This is a genomic window from Streptococcus macacae NCTC 11558, from assembly GCF_000187995.2.
GTDB classification, from domain to species: Bacteria; Bacillota; Bacilli; order Lactobacillales; family Streptococcaceae; genus Streptococcus; species Streptococcus macacae.
The window spans coordinates 1,134,459-1,151,884 of sequence record NZ_AEUW02000001.1 but is presented as its reverse complement, the minus strand read 5'-3'; the positions used below and the strand labels follow the sequence as shown (position 1 = coordinate 1,151,884).

Below are 17,426 nucleotides of genomic sequence, written 5' to 3'. Positions count from 1 at the left end.
GCCATTGCTTCTTATAGTAACATTATAGCATGAATTAGGCTAAAATGTTGCTTTTATTTATTTTTTCTGTTGGTCTTTTTGCCAACATTCAACACCCCATTTATGACTTCCTCGTTTTAATTTCTCTTTTGCTTCTGTGATAGGAAACCATTTTAAATGATTAAAGTCTTCTAGTGGTTTTCCAACTTTTTGAAATGCTGTTGCCTGATAAATATGAGCTGGATTATGAAAATAGGTATGGCGATGGCTTGAGTAGAAGTATTCATCTGCCTGTCCGTAATATTTTCCAATCGTCACAGTAAAGCCCAATTCTTCAATGAGCTCACGTTCTAAGGCCTGAAGATGATTCTCTTTCTTTTCAATCTCTCCTCCTGGCAAAAACCATGCTCCATTTGGTGCTTGAACTAAAATAATTTTTTGATGTCTTTTATCAGGTATAACTGCATAGACCCCATAACGGCTGACATAATCGATATTTGGTTTCTTTTCACCGAAAATTTTTACTGACATATTTTCTCCTTTGTTCTATTATACTAAAATTTCTTTAAATGAGCAGGCTAAGATAAATTCATCTGCACTTAAATGAAAAAATGCCATAATAAAAGTTGTTAATTCTTACTATAAAAAGAACAGGCTGACTTCTAAGTTTTAAAGAAGTCAGCCTGTTTTCATTAGTAGATTTTTTATGATTTCAATCTTCTCTTAATTTAGAAATCATTTTTCTGCTGTTTTTGTCACGGGTTCAGATTTTTTAGCTGATTTGATATTAATTTTACCATTGCCTGACATAACGGCTTTTAGTTCTTTTTGATCAGGATGTTCAAGATAGAAATCTGTAATAGCATCTTCAATATGGTCCTGAATAGTTCGGCGAAGTGGCCGAGCTCCCATCTTTGGATCATAACCAAGATCTACCAATTTTTCTTTCACTTTATTTGTAACTTCTAAGTGAATGCCATTATAGGCCAAACGATCATTAACATCTTGAAGCATTAAATCAATAATTTGAAGCAGATTGTCCTTATTAAGAGACTGAAATTCAATAATGCCATCAAATCGGTTCATAAATTCAGGACTAAAGAAATGATGAAGCTCTCCAAGAACAGAGTTTGTCCGTCCTTCTCGGCTAGCTCCAAATCCTACATTAGCTTCAGTATTTCCGGTACCAGCATTTGAGGTCATGATGATAATAGTATCTTTAAAGCTAACTGTTCGTCCTTGACCATCAGTCAAACGTCCATCATCTAAAACTTGTAAGAACATATGCATCACATCAGGATGTGCTTTTTCAATTTCATCAAGTAGGATAAGTGAGTATGGATTGCGACGGACTTTTTCTGTCAATTGTCCAGCTTCTTCGTAACCAACGTAGCCTGGAGGAGCTCCGACCAATTTAGCAACGGCATGTTTTTCCATATATTCACTCATATCAAAGCGAATCATACTGTCGGCTGAACCGAATAATTCGATAGCTAACTGCTTTGAAAGTTCCGTTTTACCAACTCCAGTAGGTCCAACGAAGAGAAAACTGCCAATTGGACGGTTTGGAGTTCCAAGGCCGACACGGTTGCGTCGGATAGCTTTAGCAATCTTATTAACCGCATCATCCTGACCGATAACATGAGCTTTTAAATCATCGGCGAGATTAATGAGCTGAGACTGTTCTTTTTCTTTCAGTTCACCTACTGGAATATTAGTCTTTTCTTCAACAATCGCTTCAATATTTTTTTCAGTAATAACAGGAGTGTTTTCCGCATCAAGCTTTGCAGCTTGCATTTCTTTATATTTAGCTATTTGATCACGGAAATAGGCTGCTTTTTCAAAGTCTTCATCGCGTGTTGCCTGAGCTTTAAGATTTTCAGCCTCCACTAAACGATGATCAATTTCTTTAGGATCAATAAAATTGAGAGTTAAATTCATCTTAGAACCAGATTCGTCTAGAAGATCAATAGCTTTGTCTGGTAAAAAGCGATCTTGAATATAACGGTTAGAAAGATTTGCGGCAGCGGTAATAGCTTCATCTGTATATTTTACATGATGGTAATCTTCGTATTTTGGCTGAATTCCTTTTAGAATAGTAATCGTTTCTTCTACGCTAGGTTCATCAACTTGAACCGGTTGCATGCGGCGCTCTAAAGCAGCATCTTTTTCAATGGTACGATATTCATTCAGCGTTGTTGCGCCGACTAACTGAAGCTCACCACGAGCCAGAGCTGGTTTTAAAATATTTCCAGCATCCATATTGCCATCGCCAGCAGAGCCAGCTCCGACAATTTCATGGATTTCATCAATGAAAAGAATAACGTCTTGACGCTGACGAATTTCTTCCATTAGCTTTTGCATACGTTCTTCAAACTGTCCGCGGATACCGGTACCTTGAACAAGACTGACAACATCAAGGCGAATCACATTTCGTCCCTGCAGCTTTTGGGGAACGTCACCGTCAACAATTTTTTGAGCTAAGCCTTCAACAACAGCGGTTTTACCAACCCCAGGTTCTCCGATTAACACAGGATTGTTTTTGGTTCGCCGGTTTAAAATTTCGATGACCCGCTTGATTTCATCATCGCGTCCAATAACAGGATCAATTTCGCCTTTACGAGCAATATCCGTTAGATTAATACCAAATTCTTCCAAAAGTCCGTTGGGCTGCTGTGGATTTTGTCGAGGGCCTCCAGGTCCTCCCGGGTGGCCGTTGTTGTTACCGCCATTCCCAATATTCCCGCCGGATTGTGTCTTAGGAGAATTAGGTAAATCTTGATTGAAAGCTCGGAAGTTATTAAGATCTCCGAAGAAATCATCAAAGAAAGGATTAATAGGACTATTATTATTTTGCTGTGATAGATGGTTTAAAAATCCGTTTTCAGGATCTGTTTTCATGATTTGGTAGCAGTTTTGACAAAGATCAATTTGCTTTTGTTTTCCATTAACGTTAGTATAAAGGTGTATGGTTGATTCGTTCAAATTACAATTTTGACAGAGCATATCAATAAATCCCCTTTCGTCATAAAATACAAGAATTAACCTTTAATTATTTGGTCAATAAAGGTCAAACTTTATATGCTATATTATAACATCATTTGTTTAGAAATCAAGTAAAAAGATTGGAAGTAATCAATTTGCAGCAAAGGATTTTAAAACCCAATTGAGATACTTTCTGCACGATTTTTCGAAAACTTCTTGACATAGATGAATAAAAATGTAAAAATAAAGTATAAAAATTCAGGAAGGTTAGCAATGACAAGAAATAAATCTTTTTTAAAAGAAATTGACCATAGCAAAGACGACTTATTAGAATTGATCGAACAAGCTCTTTGGTTTAAAAAATTAAAAAAAGAAAGAACCAAACATAACTATTTAGAAGGGTTGAATATTGCCTTAATTTTTGAAAAAACGTCTACTAGGACAAGAAGTGCATTTACTGTTGCTGGACAGGACTTAGGAATGAATGTTACTTATCTGGCTAGCGATGATATTCAATTAGGAAAGAAAGAGTCTGTGATTGATACGGCAAAAGTATTAGGCTCTATGTTTGATGGTATCGAATACCGAGGCTTTAAGCAGGAGAGTGCAGAATTTTTAGCCGCTTATTCTGGTGTCCCTGTATGGAATGGTTTAACAGATGATTGGCATCCAACGCAGATGATTGCTGATTTTATGACAATCAAAGAACTTTTTGGCAGGCTTGAAGGATTGACTCTTGTTTACCTTGGTGATGGGCGCAATAATGTAGCTAGTTCTTTATTAGTGACTTCAGCAATTTTGGGAATTAATGTTATGATAATTGCTCCTGAAGAACTGCAGCCTGCAAGATCAATTGTCCGCATCGCAAAAGAACATCAGACTGGGGGGAGTATTTATATTACAGATGATGTATCAGCCGTAAAAAATGCGGATATCCTCTATACTGACGTCTGGGTGTCAATGGGTGAGAAAGTTGATTTTAAAGATAGAATTGATCTGCTTTTGCCCTATCAAATCAATTCTAACTTGCTTGCCCAGGTAACGAATCCTAATGCTGTGGTTCTTCACTGTTTACCTGCCTTTCATGATACAAATACTGAAATTGGTAAGCAAATTTACGATCAATATGGCTATAAAGAATTGGAAATTACAGATGAAGTCTTTCAGCAGCACAGCAGCAGTATCTTTCAGGAAGCGGAGAATCGCTTGCATTCTATCAAGGCCATTATGTATCATTCTCTAAAAAATCTTTAAAATGGACTATTTTACTGTTTTTTTAGTTTATTTATGATAGAATAAGGAGAGTTAAAAACGGATAGGAGAATATCATGGAATCACATTTAGTGAGAATTATTAACCGCTTAGAGCAGATGACGGCAGATAGTAGTAATTTGAAACGTCATTTTGAACGTGACGGTGCTGTTGTTGCAGAGGTTTCATTTAATAATGACCCAGAGAATGGTCCTGTATTCACATTGCGCGATGTTATTGCACGAGAAACTTATACCTTTGATAGCATTGATTTAATTGCCATGGAAATCTACGATTTACTTTATTAATGAGATAAAAAGGCTGGTTCATGAAGGTTCTGGTCTTTTTTTATAAAATAGAAACTTGTATTTTTATACAAATTATACTATAATGTGACTATGTCATATTAGCTTAGAGGAGTAATTATGGATTTTTCGTTTTTGCCTAAATATTGGGCTTATTTTAATTATGGTGTACTTGTAACCATTATGATATCTGCTTGTGTCGTCTTTTTCGGGACAATCATCGGCGTACTTGTAGCTCTTGTTAAACGCACTAATATTAAGATTTTAAACTGGCTTGTTTCTTTTTATGTTTGGATCTTTCGCGGCACTCCTATGGTTGTGCAGATTATGATTTCATTTGTTATTTTGCGGTTTACCAATATGCCTATCCTTAAATTTGGTGTCCTGGATTTAGACTTTTCAAGACTTTTACCAGGGATCATTGTACTGTCATTAAACAGTGGAGCATATATTTCTGAAATTGTCCGCGCTGGAATTGAAGCTGTGCCTAAAGGGCAGCTGGAAGCTGCTTTCTCTTTAGGAATTAGGCCAGTTAATGCTATGCGCTATGTTATTTTACCTCAAGCTTTTAAAAATATTCTGCCGGCTTTGGGAAATGAATTTATTACCATTATTAAAGACAGCTCTCTTTTACAAACAATTGGTGTCATGGAATTATGGAATGGAGCACAGTCTGTCGTAACAGCAACCTATATTCCTTTGGAACCTTTATTATTTGCAGCTTTTTATTACTTGATGGTGACGACAGTAATGTCAGCTCTGGTTAAAACACTTGAAAACCGCTTTGGTAAAGGAGACACTAATTAATGTCAGAAACAGTTATCAGTATTAAAAATTTACATAAATATTTTGGGAAAAATGAAGTTTTAAAAGGAATTGATCTAGAGATCAAACATGGTGAAGTTCTCGTTATTATCGGTCCATCAGGATCTGGAAAATCTACTTTTCTAAGGACAATGAATCTTCTTGAGACTCCGACAAAGGGGACTGTTACTTTTGAGGATGTTGATATTACGGATAAGTCTAATGATATTTTTAAGATGCGTGAAAAAATGGGGATGGTCTTTCAACAATTTAACCTCTTTCCAAATATGACGGTCTTAGATAACATTACACTTTCTCCGATTAAAACCAAGGGTATGAGTAAACAGGAGGCTGAAGAGAAAGCATATCAATTATTAGATAAAGTGGGACTGCGTGATAAAGCAGATGCTTATCCTTCAAGTTTATCTGGAGGACAGCAGCAGCGTATTGCAATTGCACGCGGCTTAGCTATGGATCCGGATGTCCTTTTGTTTGATGAGCCAACTTCAGCCCTTGATCCAGAAATGGTTGGTGAAGTTTTAGCTGTTATACAGGATCTTGCCAAATCAGGTATGACAATGGCCATAGTTACACATGAAATGGGATTTGCGCGAGAAGTAGCAGATCAAGTCATTTTTATGGATGAAGGGGTTATTGTGGAGCAGGGAACACCTACAGATATTTTTGAAAATACCAAGGAAGAAAGAACTAAAGATTTCTTAAGTAAGGTTTTATAGTTATTTCAAAAAAAGAGAGGGATTCAATCGTGATTTAGCAGAAGACGATTTTGCCATCCCACTTCTACAGAGTTACTGAAAAGTGAGGTCAACAGTGTTGATCTCAGACTGAAGACAAACTTCTTTTTCAAGGTTTGTCTTTTTTAATATCCAAAATGGTTTTACCCTGATAGATAGTGCAGAGCTTTTTTTCTGTAGCTTAACTAAAAAAGCATTTTAAAGGTTTGATGAATATGTTATACTAAACATAAATACAGCCATACCAAAAATTGGTGAGGAGGTCAAGTTATTTGATTTTACAAGATGCCAAAGTCAATGTCCCTTATACAATAGTCAGTATTAACTTGCCAGAAGATAGTATCAGACACTTATCTAATCTTGGATTAAAGGTTGGCAGTCGTATTGAGTTGATTTCTAAAACGAAAGCTAGTGCTATTTTGATGCTGAAATCCAGCCGCTTAGCTTTTGATGACTCTATTCTTACAAAAATTGATGTCAGTGAAAGTCAGGAAACTGTTGAAACACTTCCTTTATCTGAGCTTGAAGTCGGACGATTTGCTTATATTGACAATATCTTTGCTCTCAATGAAGCGAAACGTCGTTTGATGGATATGGGATTAACACGCCATACGAAGATTTATCTGAGGAAAGTTGCTCCCTTGGGAGATCCTATTGAAATCAGCCTGCGAGGTTATGAGCTGACTTTGAGGAAATCTGAAGCACAGATGATCAGTGTTGTGAAAATACAGGAAGAGGAGAAAAAATGACAGAAGTTGCCTTGATTGGAAATCCTAACAGCGGTAAAACGAGTTTATTCAATCTTTTAACAGGAACGCGCCAGCATGTTGGGAATTGGCCTGGAGTTACGGTTGAACGCAAGAGTGGCAGTATTAAAAAAATTAAGAATCTCAATGTTCAGGATTTACCTGGTATTTACTCAATGTCTCCTTACAGTCCAGAAGAAAAGGTTGCTAGAGACTATTTGTTAAGCAATCATGCAGATGCTGTCTTAAATGTTGTAGATGCTTCCAATTTAGAGAGAAATCTGTATCTGACTACTCAGCTGATTGAAATTGGTATTCCAGTAACCATTGCTTTAAATATGAGTGATGTTCTAAAGAGCCAGGGCAAAACTATTGACAGTGAGAAATTGGCCTATTTAATGGGAACGCCAGTTGTTGCCACCAGTGCTTTAAAAAATACAGGTGTTAACAAAGCAATCCAAAAAGCGAGTCAAACGACAAAAGCAAGTGTTGATAGCATTCAGTATCCAACTTATGATGCAAAATTTGAAGCTGCTATTGCCCAAATTATTGAGGTTTTAGGACAAACAGTTCCAGAAGCTTCCAGTCGTTTTTATGCTATAAAACTGTTTGAGCGCGATCCTTTGGTTGAAGAGGAATTGAATCTTTCTTCCTTTCAACAAAAAGAGATTGCTAATATTATCCAGATTACAGAAGAAATTTTTACAGAAGATTCAGAGTCTATTGTCGTTAATCAGCGCTATGCCTTTATTGAGCGTGTCAGTCAAATGGCTCAAAATCAGGCAGATAGTTTCAAGATGACTGTGTCAGATAAAATTGATAAAGTTGTAACGAACCGTCTTTTGGCCTTGCCTATATTTGCTGCTGTTATGTTTTTGGTTTACTATCTCTCCATACAAACTGTTGGGACTATGGGAACTGATTGGGTTAATGATGTTCTTTTTGGAAAATATGTTCCAGATTTTGTAAAAGGGATTCTTGAAACTTTAAAAGTTCAGCCCTGGCTGCAGTCTTTGATCATTGATGGGATTATTGCAGGTGTTGGGACGGTTCTTGGTTTTCTGCCTCAAATCTTTGTACTTTTTATTTGTCTGGGGATATTAGAAGATGTTGGCTATATGAGCCGTATTGCTTTTGTTATGGATCGCATTTTCAGGCGCTTTGGACTTTCAGGTAAATCCTTTATTCCCATGTTAATCTCGACAGGATGTGGGGTTCCTGGTATTATGGCCAGCCGTACCATCAAAAATGAACGGGATCGCAGGATTACCATTATGACAGCGACTTTTATGCCTTGTTCGGCCAAACTGTCTATTATTGCTCTTATTGCTGGTGCTTTTTTTCCGCATAATCCATGGATTGCTCCCAGTGCTTATTTCTTAGGTTTTATTGCAATTATTTTATCTGGAATAGCCTTGAAAAAAACAGCTTTCTTAGGCGGTTACACGAGTCCCTTTATTATGGAATTGCCTAATTATCATCTCCCTAAATTCAGTGCTGTTCTTCGTTACGCATTTGGAAAAGCAATGAGTTTTGTTAAACGGGCAGGAACGATTATTTTTAGTTTAACGATTCTCATTTGGTTTATGAGTTCTTATAATTTCACTCTTCAGTCCGTGGAGACTGAAAATAGTATCTTAGCTGGTCTTGGCCGTCTTTTATCCTGGATTTTTACGCCGCTTGGTTTTGGGAATTGGAAGGCAACTGTTGCAGCCATTACGGGTCTTGCTGCTAAAGAAACGGTGGTTGCTACTTTTGGTATTCTTTATAATAATCCTAACGCGACAGAGACAACGCATTCGCTATGGGCCAGTCTTCAAGGAGATTATACAGCCTTATCTGCCTATTCTTTCTTGACCTTTAATCTCCTTTGTGCTCCTTGTTTTGCTTCAATTGGTGCTATTAAACGTGAGATGGGTAATTTAAAATGGACTCTAATCGCAATTAGTTATCAAACAGGTCTCGCTTATTTTGTGAGCTTGATGATTTATCAGCTGGGCTTAGTCTTTATCTATGGTAAACCTATAACGGTTTGGACTCTAATAGCAGGCTTAATATTCTTTGTTATGATTTACTTCATTGTAAGAAAACCTCGCAAACCAAAAGAAAAAATCTTTACACTTGATAATTTGGGATTAGCTCATCACTAGATAGGCAAGAAAGGAGATCATATGTCCACAATTATTATTGCAGCTGTCATTATCTTTTTAGGTTTTTTAGGCATTCACCATTACATCAAACAAAAAGGTTCTTGTGGTGACTGTGATTGTGCCTGTCCTGTAAAGGATGAAATGCATAAATCTTCACAAATGAAACATGGGAAGTAATCTTTACTGCCTTCCCCATTTTCTATTTTATATAATCGGTAAATAGTTTACTTAGGCTTCTGTCTTAGCTCCTTTTTTGATATAATAAAAACAGCAGTTTTTTCAGGAGATTAGAATGACAGAAATTATTGATGGTAAAGCTTTAGCTCAGAAAATACAAACTAATTTAGCAGATAAAGTTAAGCAGATGAAAGAAAGATATGGTATTGTTCCAGGTCTTGTGGTGATTTTAGTAGGCGATAATCCTGCCAGCCAGGTTTATGTGCGCAATAAAGAGCGTTCAGCTAGCAAGGCAGGATTTAAAAGTGAAACGGTTCGTCTATCAGATGCTACTAGTGAAGAAGAGCTGATTGCCATTATTGAAAAATACAATCAGGATTCGTCTATACATGGTATTTTGGTTCAGCTGCCATTGCCTAGCCATATTAATGACAAGCGTATCCTTTTAGCTATTGATCCTAAAAAGGATGTAGATGGCTTTCATCCAGTAAATACGGGGCATCTATGGAATGGCCGCCCGCAAATGGTGCCTTGTACACCAGCTGGTATTATGGAAATACTTAGGGCTTATCAGGTGGATCTTGAAGGAAAGCATGCTGTCATTATCGGCCGCTCAAATATTGTGGGAAAACCTATGGCGCAACTGCTTTTGGATAAAAATGCCACAGTTACCTTGACGCATTCTCGCACAAAAAATCTATCAGAAATAACAAAGAGTGCTGATGTGCTTATTGTTGCTATTGGTCAGGGAAATTTTGTAACTAAAGAATTAGTTAAAGATGGAGCTGTAGTTATTGATGTCGGCATGAACCGTGATAAAAATGGCAAATTGATTGGAGATGTTAAGTTTGATGAAGTTGCTGAGGCAGCCAGCTTGATTACTCCTGTTCCAGGAGGGGTTGGTCCTATGACTATCACCATGCTTTTAGAACAAACCTATCAAGCAGCCTTAAGAAGTGTGACCAAATGATTATTGATAAAGTCTTAGTAAAAAAGATTATTCAGCCGCGTCCTCTTGACAGTCACAAGGGGACTTTTGGCCGTGTCCTTTTGATTGGCGGCAACTATCCTTACGGCGGTGCTATCATCATGGCGGCTTCGGCTTGTGTTAATAGCGGAGCGGGTTTGGTGACAGTCGCTACCCATAAAGACAATATCACGGCTCTCCACAGCCGTTTACCTGAGTCTATGGCCTTTGATATGGCAGAAAAAGATCGCTTAACAGAACAAATAGCCGCAGCAGATGTGATTCTTATAGGACCGGGTTTGGCTGAAGATGATTTGGCTCGACAAACCTTTGACTTGCTTTGGCAGTCTATCACAGCACAGCAGATTTTAGTAATAGATGGTTCTGCTCTTAATTTGTTAGCTAAAAGAAAATCAGCTGGCTGGCCAAGTGAGCAGATCATTCTCACTCCTCATCAAAAAGAATGGGAAAGACTGTCTGGACTGGCGATTTCCAAGCAGACAGAAGAAGCCACACAAACGGCGTTAGCCGCATTTCCAAAGGGGACAGTGCTGGTCGCAAAATCTCATCAGACTAAGCTGTATCAGAACAGCAAGGTCGGAAAGATCTGCGTTGGCGGTCCCTATCAAGCAACAGGCGGTATGGGAGATACCTTGGCAGGTATGATTGCAGGTTTTGTTGCCCAATTCCATCTCGATCGCTTTGATGTTACCGCCGCTGCTGTTTTTCTCCATTCCTATATTGCAGAACAACTAAGTAAGCAAGCCTATGTCGTTTTGCCAACAAGGATCAGCACAGAAATCGCAAGAGTGATGAAGGAAATGAGTGATTAAAGAGAGCCATAAAGGACACTAACAATATCATTAGGACGACAGACAGTCTATTTGTATGGCAAACAGTAAGACTAACTTTATTTTTCTATAATAGCATTATAATAATAGTTCATAAGCTTTCCAGTAAAAAAATTGAAAGAGTTATCTTACAAAAGGCAAGCTTATGAACTTTTTATTCTTCGATCATACTGTGTATATTAATTATAAGTAAACAAGTATTCATCTGTCTTGATTAATAACTTATAGTTATACGTTTTTTTCTACCCATTTATTAAGTTCTTCTAAACTATAATTAGATTTTATTTGAGTAAGTACATCTGACAATGTAATTGCTGATAGTGTAGAAACTAGAGTCTTTTCAATGATATCTAATGAGTCTGTAACGGCGCATTGTTTAGCTTTTTTGCCTTCCTTATCACCTAGAAATTTTTTAAGTAGCCGCTGGCTGGCAAAAATTTTTCCTCTTCCCTCAATAGCAGTAAATATGTCATAAAAAGTAATATCTTCTAAAGATCTAGCTAATGAAAAACCTCCATATTTTCCTGGTGTTGATAGGATTAACCCCTCATTAACCAGCAATTTAATGATTTTCTTTAGATAAGAGTGAGAAGTACCTAAACGCTCACTTAAAGATTGTGAATTCATTGTCTTATTTTTAGGAAGTTGTGATAGTATTAGCAAAACATAAACAGATTGTTCCCAACCGGATGATAATTTCATATTGACATTCTCCAAAAAAAGTTTTATAATTCCTAATAGGGACAAAAAATATCTCTATTATATTTTTTGTCGTATTATTATAACTTTTTTTGGTTGCTTTGTAAAGTAATTAAGAAGAGCTATGATAAAATAAACTGGCTTGAAGATCATTTACTTAGAAAGATGTTTCTGAAGTAGCTGAAAGGGAGTGTGATCATTATTGAGATTATTCACTGCAAAAGAATGAACAAGATAAGTTATTGCAAGAGAAGATTTGTTCAGAACGATTCAGTCGTCAAATTGTTTAATTTTAATATTTTGTGTAGGAGGTTCGTAAAATGGTTGTAAAAATTGGTATTAATGGTTTTGGTCGTATTGGACGTTTGGCCTTGCGCCGAGCTCAAAATGTTGAGGGAGTTGAAATTACTCATGTAAATGATTTGACAGATCCTGAAATGCTGGCTCATTTATTGAAATATGATAGTACACAAGGGAAGTTTGATGGATCAGTGGAAGTTAAAGAAGATGGTTTTCTTGTTAATGGAAAATTTGTTAAAGTAACACAAGAGTCTGACCCAGAAAAGATTGATTGGGCTTCATCAGGTGTTGACATTGTATTGGAGGCTACAGGATTCTTTGCTACTAGAAAAAAAGCTGAAAAACATTTGCATGTAAATGGCGGAGCTAAAAAAGTGATTATTACAGCACCAGGCGGCAACGATGTGAAAACTGTTGTTTATAATGTGAATCATGAAACATTAACAGGTGAAGAGACAGTTATTTCTCCAGGTTCTTGTACGACAAATTGTTTAGCACCAATGGCGGATGCTTTGAATAAGGCTTTTGGTATCGCTGTTGGTACAATGACAACAATCCACAGTTATACTGGTGATCAAATGATTTTGGATGGTCCTCATCGCAAAGGGGATCTTCGCCGTGCGCGTGCAGCCGCCGTTAACACTGTTCCAACTTCTTCTGGTGCTGCAAAAGCAATTGGATTGGTTATTCCAGAGCTTGATGGTCTTTTAAAAGGCCATGCTCAACGCGTAGCTACTCCAACAGGCTCCCTGACAGAGTTGGTCAGTGTGGTCAAACAGCCCGTGACTGTTGAAGAGGTCAATGCTGCAATGAAAGCTGCTGCAACTGAAAGCTTTGCTTATAATGAAGATCAAATTGTTTCGACAGATATTATTGGTGATACACATGGTTCTGTTTTTGATGCAACGCAGACTGAAGTAACAACTGATGGTGATGTTTATCTTGTTAAGACAGTAGCATGGTATGATAATGAAATGAGTTTTACAGCTCAACTTATTCGTACATTGGAATATTTTGCTAAGATCGCTCAATAGATACTGAAAATTCTAGTTTATTATTATGGGAAAACTTTTACATGATAATGGACGTTAGCAAATAAAGTAGGCAGATATCTGGTAATTCAGCTTAGCCTGTATCTCAATATGAGTTTGATTGCAGAAAAGACAAAATTAGTCTTAATAGAGTTTTTCTTCTTTCTAATAATATTTTTTGCTTTTTCCTATAGGCCCTTATAGATAGAGATGAAATAAAAAAACACCTTGGGAATGAGATTAGTGATCTGAGAATCTCATTCTTGAGGTGCTTTCTATTTTTTATTCGACTGATTTCAAGGCCTCCAGCATATCTACTTGACGTAAACGGTGGTTAACAACCCAGCCAAGTACAGCTAAAATAAGGATAATAGCTATGACGGGTACCCAATAAACATATATTTGGACACTGGGATTAAACATAATAGAGTTACCTCCCATAAGGCTAAGGATAAGGCGATGAAGGGCAAAGCCTCCAATAAGTCCTGTTATAATACCAATCAGAGAGAGGATAATTGTTTCTCGATATATATATAAGGTGACTTCTTTATTGTGGAAGCCAAGAACTTTAATTGTTGATAATTCACGAATACGCTCGGCAACATTGATGTTAGTTAAATTATAAAGGATAACAACTGCTAATAAAACAGATAAGATAATTAAAATCAGCATGACAGACTGCAGCGAACGTGAAACAGTATTAATTCGGCCAATGAGGCTATTATTTTGAACGACACCTTTGACACCGTCTAATTTCATAAACTGAGCAGACATATCTTGGATATTTGAAGTAGAATTTGTTTTCAAGCTAACAAAATGAGCGTTAGCCTGATAGCTTTGATGCGTCAATGTATGATAATAATCAGTAGACATAAAAACGAAATGACCGGCATACAATTCAGAAATAGCTGAAACTTTTACTTTATAATTTTTTTCATCCAAACGAATAGAGATATAGCCCCCCGGCTTAACCTTGTAAAGTTTAGCTAACTTTTCTGTGATGATAACACCTGACTGATTTAATTTTAGTCTTTTTCCAGAGCTGCGCTCTTGAAGATGGACGAATCGGGAAAGTTTTTTCGGATCCGATATCAAGGTGGTTACCTCTTCTCTTTCTGCCCGGCCTTTGATCTTTTGTTGGTTAGATTCATATTCCACACTGCTAAAATCATTAATTTTAGTATTCTTAAGCAGAGAGTTCACCTCTGCTTTTTGTTTAGCACTTGCTTGATTGTTGTCAGCAACAATCATATCATACCGCAGTATATTACCAAACTGTTTAGTGGCTATACCGTTGATTGAGGATTGAATACCAAGCCCTGCAAAAAGTAAAGCTACAGAACCTGCTACACCAAAAATAGTCATCAACATACGCTGTTTGTAGCGGAAGATATTGCGAGCTGTTACTTTATGGGTGAAGGTTAAACGGTTCCAAATAAAAGTCAGGCGCTCTAAGAAAATTTTAGAGCCAGAAACAGGTGGTTTTGGCAATAAAAGCTGCGCAGGTTTTTCGACCAATTCTCTTTTAGCAACAAGATAAGCTGGAAGGACAGCAAATACTAAGACCAAGACAAGAGCTAGGACTGTATAGTAAGGATGGAAATAAATAGTAGACTTGCCAATGACACTTGTTCCGGTTGTGATATTGCCGATACGAGGAGAAAGAACGAAATTTCCTAATAAGATACCGATGACAGTACCAGACACTCCGGCTACTAAACCATAAATAACAAATTTAGCAACGATTTGTTTATCTGTATAGCCTAATGCTTTAAAAATACCTGCATTAGTGCGTTCTTCATCAACAAAACGTGTCATTGTTGTCAAGGTGACCATGGCAGCTACCAGATAAAGGACAACAGGGAAAATATTTCCGATAGCAGATATACTGTGTGTTGAGTTTAGATAATTTTGATAGCCTTCTCCGCCAGGGAAAGTTGAACGGCTGTATACTGTGTAAGATGGACTTTCTAAGTGATCTAAGTTTCTTTGTGATCGACTAAGATCTGCTTTGGTTTGAGCCAGCTTGGGGAGAGCCTGTGCTTTTTGCTGATTCAAAAGAGCTTGTGCTTGAGCAATAGCCTGACCTTGAGGACTAGTAGCTGGCAGTCCTGCTGCCTGAAGCTGAGCAGTTTGTTGATCAATTTTAGCTTGGGCATCTTCTAATTCTTTTTCGGAAGCTGCTACCCTAGTTTTAGCTTTATTGATTTTTTCTTGAGCTTGGGATTTAATGGTTTGCAGACGTTTTTTTCCATTATCAGATACGAGCTTTTCTAATTTCTCTTGATGCTGAGCAACTTTTTTCTTATAACTGTTTGTATCATAATGCAGATTCTTCGTATCATTATAGCGGATACGGGCAATCATGTCATTTTTTGACTTAAAAGCTTTTGGCCTGACAACAGCATAGCCTGTCAGCTCCCCATATCCTACTGAGGAACTTCCTATTGTATCTTTGTCCCAGATCTCTGAAGAATCAACAAAGCCAACAATTTTATAGCGGTTAGTCTTAAGCAGTTTTTGCTCAGATGACTGTGTAAATGTGATATAATCACCGATCTTATAATTCTTCTTCATACTTGAAGCAAGAGCAATTTCCTTGTCTGATTTAGGCATTTTGCCTGAGACTAATTTATAGTTGGAAATTTTGTTAGGGGCTGAAAAAATACGAACAGCCTTTTTTCCTTTGCCAATAGTGACATCACTCAAACGTCCATATTCAATTCTGGCATTTTTGATACTGCTGAGTTCTTTTTTGTCGTCTTTACTAAAACCATAATCTGATAGGACAGCCAAGTCCATCGTATGATATTTATCAATAAAATCTTGAGCAGTATTTTGCATATTGGGAGGAGTCACTTTCAAACCAATTAAGGCTAGAGCCCCAATAGCCATTAGGCTGAAAATAGAAAAGAAACGCCCCTTAGAAGAAGAAAAAGACTGCCTGATATCTTTCCAATATATTTTCTTGGACATAAGTACCTCCTAATATTCTAAGGTTGCAATATCTTGCGGTTGTTCATTTATCTTAATGGATTTGACAGTGGCATCACGCATATGGATGACCCGGTCTGCAATAGGAGCTAAAGCGGAATTGTGTGTAACGATAATAACAGTTGCCCCTTCATTGCGGGACATGTCCTGAAGAATTTGGAGCACTTGTTTTCCGGTATTGTAATCCAAGGCTCCTGTTGGTTCGTCACAAAGCAGTATTTTTGGTTTTTTGGCTACAGCACGCGCAATGGAAACACGCTGCTGTTCACCGCCTGAAAGCTGAGCTGGAAAATTATCGATACGCTTTTCAAGACCGACTTTAGTTAAAATCTCAGCAGGATCCATAGCATCTTTGACAATTTCAGAAGCTAGCTCGACATTTTCCTTAGCAGTCAAATTGGCCACTAAATTGTAAAACTGAAAGACAAAGCCAACGTCATCTCGGCGGTAATTGGTTCTTTGGTGTGAATTAAATTGAGCGATGTCAACTCCATCAATAATAACCTGCCCCTCATCATTTGTATCCATACCGCCTAGGATATTCAGCAGTGTTGATTTTCCTGCTCCTGATGAACCAAGAATAATCACTAATTCCCCTTTTTCGATTTTAAAATTAACATCTTTATTGGCAATGATTTCTGATTCGCCAACTTGATAACGTTTTGTTGAATTTTTGACTTGGATATAAGACATAGATTTCCTTCCTTTCATAAGCTGTTGACATTTATAGGCAAAGCAGTATAATAAAATTAAATTAAATCAACAACATGTTGATTTTGTATGTATTCTAGTATACACAGAATTGAGCGAAAGGCAATAATCAAAAATTAACAAAGTGTTGATTTAAGGACTACCTATTTATCATGGCAAATACACGGCAAACAGAAACAAAGAATTACATTAAGCGAGCACTTATCCATCTATTAAAAAGAAAGACTTTTGAGGAGATTTCGGTAACAGCTATCTGCAGAGAAGCAGGTATTAATAGAGGAACTTTCTATCTTCATTATTTGGATAAATATGATATGATGGATAAGCTTAAGAATGAGACCATATCTGAACTTTTTAATATTATTACTGAGGATATGACAGAGCTCTCTCCAGAGCTTATTAAAGCATCTTTGGATTATATTTATAGCGATCATGAGTTTTTTATGGTTCTTGCTGATTCTACTTATGTTAATCTGCCCCAGTCTATTCGACATTTCGTTTCTGCTGTTATTGATCTGATTCCTAATGTCAATTCTATTTTAGGTCAAGTGTATGGTATTCCGGAAAAATATGCGCGTCTTATTTATATTTCCTCTTTAGAAGCTATTATTTCTAATTGGATCAGCGAGGATATGCACGAAAGTCCACAGGAAATTACAGACATCATTGTAAAGATTATTCCTAAAAGAACCGAATAAAGGCTGTCCGATTTCCGATAAGC

16 protein-coding genes are annotated in these 17,426 nt (G+C 37.0%); 11 read left to right on the top strand and 5 right to left on the bottom strand.

Annotated features, from left to right (window positions below; translation table 11 throughout):
- Positions 1-57: 57 nt before the first annotated feature.
- Complete coding sequence (locus STRMA_RS05440) at positions 58-510, bottom strand: NUDIX hydrolase (protein ID WP_003080692.1); 453 nt, start codon at positions 508-510, stop codon at positions 58-60.
- A gap of 204 nt (positions 511-714) precedes the next feature.
- Complete coding sequence (locus STRMA_RS05435) at positions 715-2,985, bottom strand: ATP-dependent Clp protease ATP-binding subunit (protein ID WP_003079184.1); 2,271 nt, start codon at positions 2,983-2,985, stop codon at positions 715-717.
- Between the two features lie 252 nt (positions 2,986-3,237).
- On the opposite strand from STRMA_RS05435, the gene argF reads away from it, so the two are divergent.
- The 9 genes from argF (at position 3,238) to STRMA_RS05390 (ending at position 10,952) form a co-directional block, all read left to right on the top strand.
- Positions 3,238-4,218, top strand: coding sequence for an ornithine carbamoyltransferase (gene argF / locus STRMA_RS05430; protein ID WP_003080682.1), 981 nt, complete (start codon positions 3,238-3,240; stop codon positions 4,216-4,218).
- A 74-nt stretch (positions 4,219-4,292) separates the two neighbouring features.
- Positions 4,293-4,523, top strand: a complete 231-nt coding sequence (locus tag STRMA_RS05425) for a DUF1797 family protein (protein ID WP_003078487.1) — start codon at positions 4,293-4,295, stop codon at positions 4,521-4,523.
- A 117-nt stretch (positions 4,524-4,640) separates the two neighbouring features.
- On the top strand, positions 4,641-5,327 hold the full coding sequence (locus STRMA_RS05420; RefSeq protein WP_003079865.1) for an amino acid ABC transporter permease: 687 nt from the start codon (positions 4,641-4,643) through the stop codon (positions 5,325-5,327).
- The gene (locus STRMA_RS05415) at positions 5,327-6,061 is read left to right on the top strand and encodes an amino acid ABC transporter ATP-binding protein (protein ID WP_003078987.1); all 735 of its coding nucleotides are present in this window, start codon (positions 5,327-5,329) and stop codon (positions 6,059-6,061) included. Before STRMA_RS05420 ends, STRMA_RS05415 begins: the two co-directional genes overlap by 1 nt.
- A 290-nt stretch (positions 6,062-6,351) precedes the next feature.
- The gene (locus STRMA_RS05410; protein ID WP_003080840.1) at positions 6,352-6,828 is read left to right on the top strand and encodes a ferrous iron transport protein A; all 477 of its coding nucleotides are present in this window, start codon (positions 6,352-6,354) and stop codon (positions 6,826-6,828) included.
- A complete protein-coding gene (feoB, locus tag STRMA_RS05405) occupies positions 6,825-8,975 on the top strand; it encodes a ferrous iron transport protein B (protein WP_003079085.1) in 2,151 nt (716 codons plus the stop codon). Before STRMA_RS05410 ends, feoB begins: the two co-directional genes overlap by 4 nt.
- 21 nt (positions 8,976-8,996) lie before the next feature.
- Complete coding sequence (locus STRMA_RS09655; RefSeq protein WP_003081890.1) at positions 8,997-9,152, top strand: hypothetical protein; 156 nt, start codon at positions 8,997-8,999, stop codon at positions 9,150-9,152.
- Between the two features lie 115 nt (positions 9,153-9,267).
- Positions 9,268-10,122 (top strand): bifunctional methylenetetrahydrofolate dehydrogenase/methenyltetrahydrofolate cyclohydrolase, encoded by an 855-nt coding sequence (locus tag STRMA_RS05395; protein WP_003079501.1) that lies wholly within the window; start codon positions 9,268-9,270, stop codon positions 10,120-10,122.
- Positions 10,119-10,952: an NAD(P)H-hydrate dehydratase gene (locus tag STRMA_RS05390; RefSeq protein WP_003082167.1), complete on the top strand. Its 834-nt coding sequence runs from the start codon at positions 10,119-10,121 to the stop codon at positions 10,950-10,952. The genes STRMA_RS05395 and STRMA_RS05390 overlap by 4 nt, the downstream gene beginning before the upstream one ends.
- A 246-nt stretch (positions 10,953-11,198) precedes the next feature.
- Here the strand turns inward: STRMA_RS05390 and STRMA_RS05385 are convergent, their stop codons facing one another.
- On the bottom strand, positions 11,199-11,672 hold the full coding sequence (locus STRMA_RS05385; RefSeq protein ID WP_003080895.1) for an RrF2 family transcriptional regulator: 474 nt from the start codon (positions 11,670-11,672) through the stop codon (positions 11,199-11,201).
- A gap of 317 nt (positions 11,673-11,989) precedes the next feature.
- Between STRMA_RS05385 and gap the strand changes: the two genes are divergently transcribed.
- Positions 11,990-13,003 (top strand): type I glyceraldehyde-3-phosphate dehydrogenase, encoded by a 1,014-nt coding sequence (gene gap / locus STRMA_RS05380; RefSeq protein ID WP_003078783.1) that lies wholly within the window; start codon positions 11,990-11,992, stop codon positions 13,001-13,003.
- A 279-nt stretch (positions 13,004-13,282) separates the two neighbouring features.
- Here the strand turns inward: gap and STRMA_RS05375 are convergent, their stop codons facing one another.
- Together STRMA_RS05375 and STRMA_RS05370 are read right to left on the bottom strand one after the other, a co-directional pair.
- Complete coding sequence (locus STRMA_RS05375; protein ID WP_003080146.1) at positions 13,283-15,976, bottom strand: FtsX-like permease family protein; 2,694 nt, start codon at positions 15,974-15,976, stop codon at positions 13,283-13,285.
- 9 nt (positions 15,977-15,985) lie between these two features.
- Positions 15,986-16,687: an ABC transporter ATP-binding protein gene (locus tag STRMA_RS05370; protein WP_003082448.1), complete on the bottom strand. Its 702-nt coding sequence runs from the start codon at positions 16,685-16,687 to the stop codon at positions 15,986-15,988.
- 170 nt (positions 16,688-16,857) lie between these two features.
- On the opposite strand from STRMA_RS05370, the gene STRMA_RS05365 reads away from it, so the two are divergent.
- Positions 16,858-17,403, top strand: a complete 546-nt coding sequence (locus STRMA_RS05365; RefSeq protein ID WP_003079748.1) for a TetR/AcrR family transcriptional regulator — start codon at positions 16,858-16,860, stop codon at positions 17,401-17,403.
- Positions 17,404-17,426 lie beyond the last annotated feature (23 nt).

Coding starts and splice junctions, on each gene's coding strand:
- STRMA_RS05440 (WP_003080692.1), bottom strand. CDS start 510: ATGTCAGTAAAAATTTTCGGTGAAAAGAAACCAAATATCGATTATGTC.
- STRMA_RS05435 (WP_003079184.1), bottom strand. CDS start 2,985: ATGCTCTGTCAAAATTGTAATTTGAACGAATCAACCATACACCTTTAT.
- argF (WP_003080682.1), top strand. CDS start 3,238: ATGACAAGAAATAAATCTTTTTTAAAAGAAATTGACCATAGCAAAGAC.
- STRMA_RS05425 (WP_003078487.1), top strand. CDS start 4,293: ATGGAATCACATTTAGTGAGAATTATTAACCGCTTAGAGCAGATGACG.
- STRMA_RS05420 (WP_003079865.1), top strand. CDS start 4,641: ATGGATTTTTCGTTTTTGCCTAAATATTGGGCTTATTTTAATTATGGT.
- STRMA_RS05415 (WP_003078987.1), top strand. CDS start 5,327: ATGTCAGAAACAGTTATCAGTATTAAAAATTTACATAAATATTTTGGG.
- feoB (WP_003079085.1), top strand. CDS start 6,825: ATGACAGAAGTTGCCTTGATTGGAAATCCTAACAGCGGTAAAACGAGT.
- STRMA_RS09655 (WP_003081890.1), top strand. CDS start 8,997: ATGTCCACAATTATTATTGCAGCTGTCATTATCTTTTTAGGTTTTTTA.
- STRMA_RS05395 (WP_003079501.1), top strand. CDS start 9,268: ATGACAGAAATTATTGATGGTAAAGCTTTAGCTCAGAAAATACAAACT.
- STRMA_RS05390 (WP_003082167.1), top strand. CDS start 10,119: ATGATTATTGATAAAGTCTTAGTAAAAAAGATTATTCAGCCGCGTCCT.
- STRMA_RS05385 (WP_003080895.1), bottom strand. CDS start 11,672: ATGAAATTATCATCCGGTTGGGAACAATCTGTTTATGTTTTGCTAATA.
- gap (WP_003078783.1), top strand. CDS start 11,990: ATGGTTGTAAAAATTGGTATTAATGGTTTTGGTCGTATTGGACGTTTG.
- STRMA_RS05375 (WP_003080146.1), bottom strand. CDS start 15,976: ATGTCCAAGAAAATATATTGGAAAGATATCAGGCAGTCTTTTTCTTCT.
- STRMA_RS05370 (WP_003082448.1), bottom strand. CDS start 16,687: ATGTCTTATATCCAAGTCAAAAATTCAACAAAACGTTATCAAGTTGGC.
- STRMA_RS05365 (WP_003079748.1), top strand. CDS start 16,858: ATGGCAAATACACGGCAAACAGAAACAAAGAATTACATTAAGCGAGCA.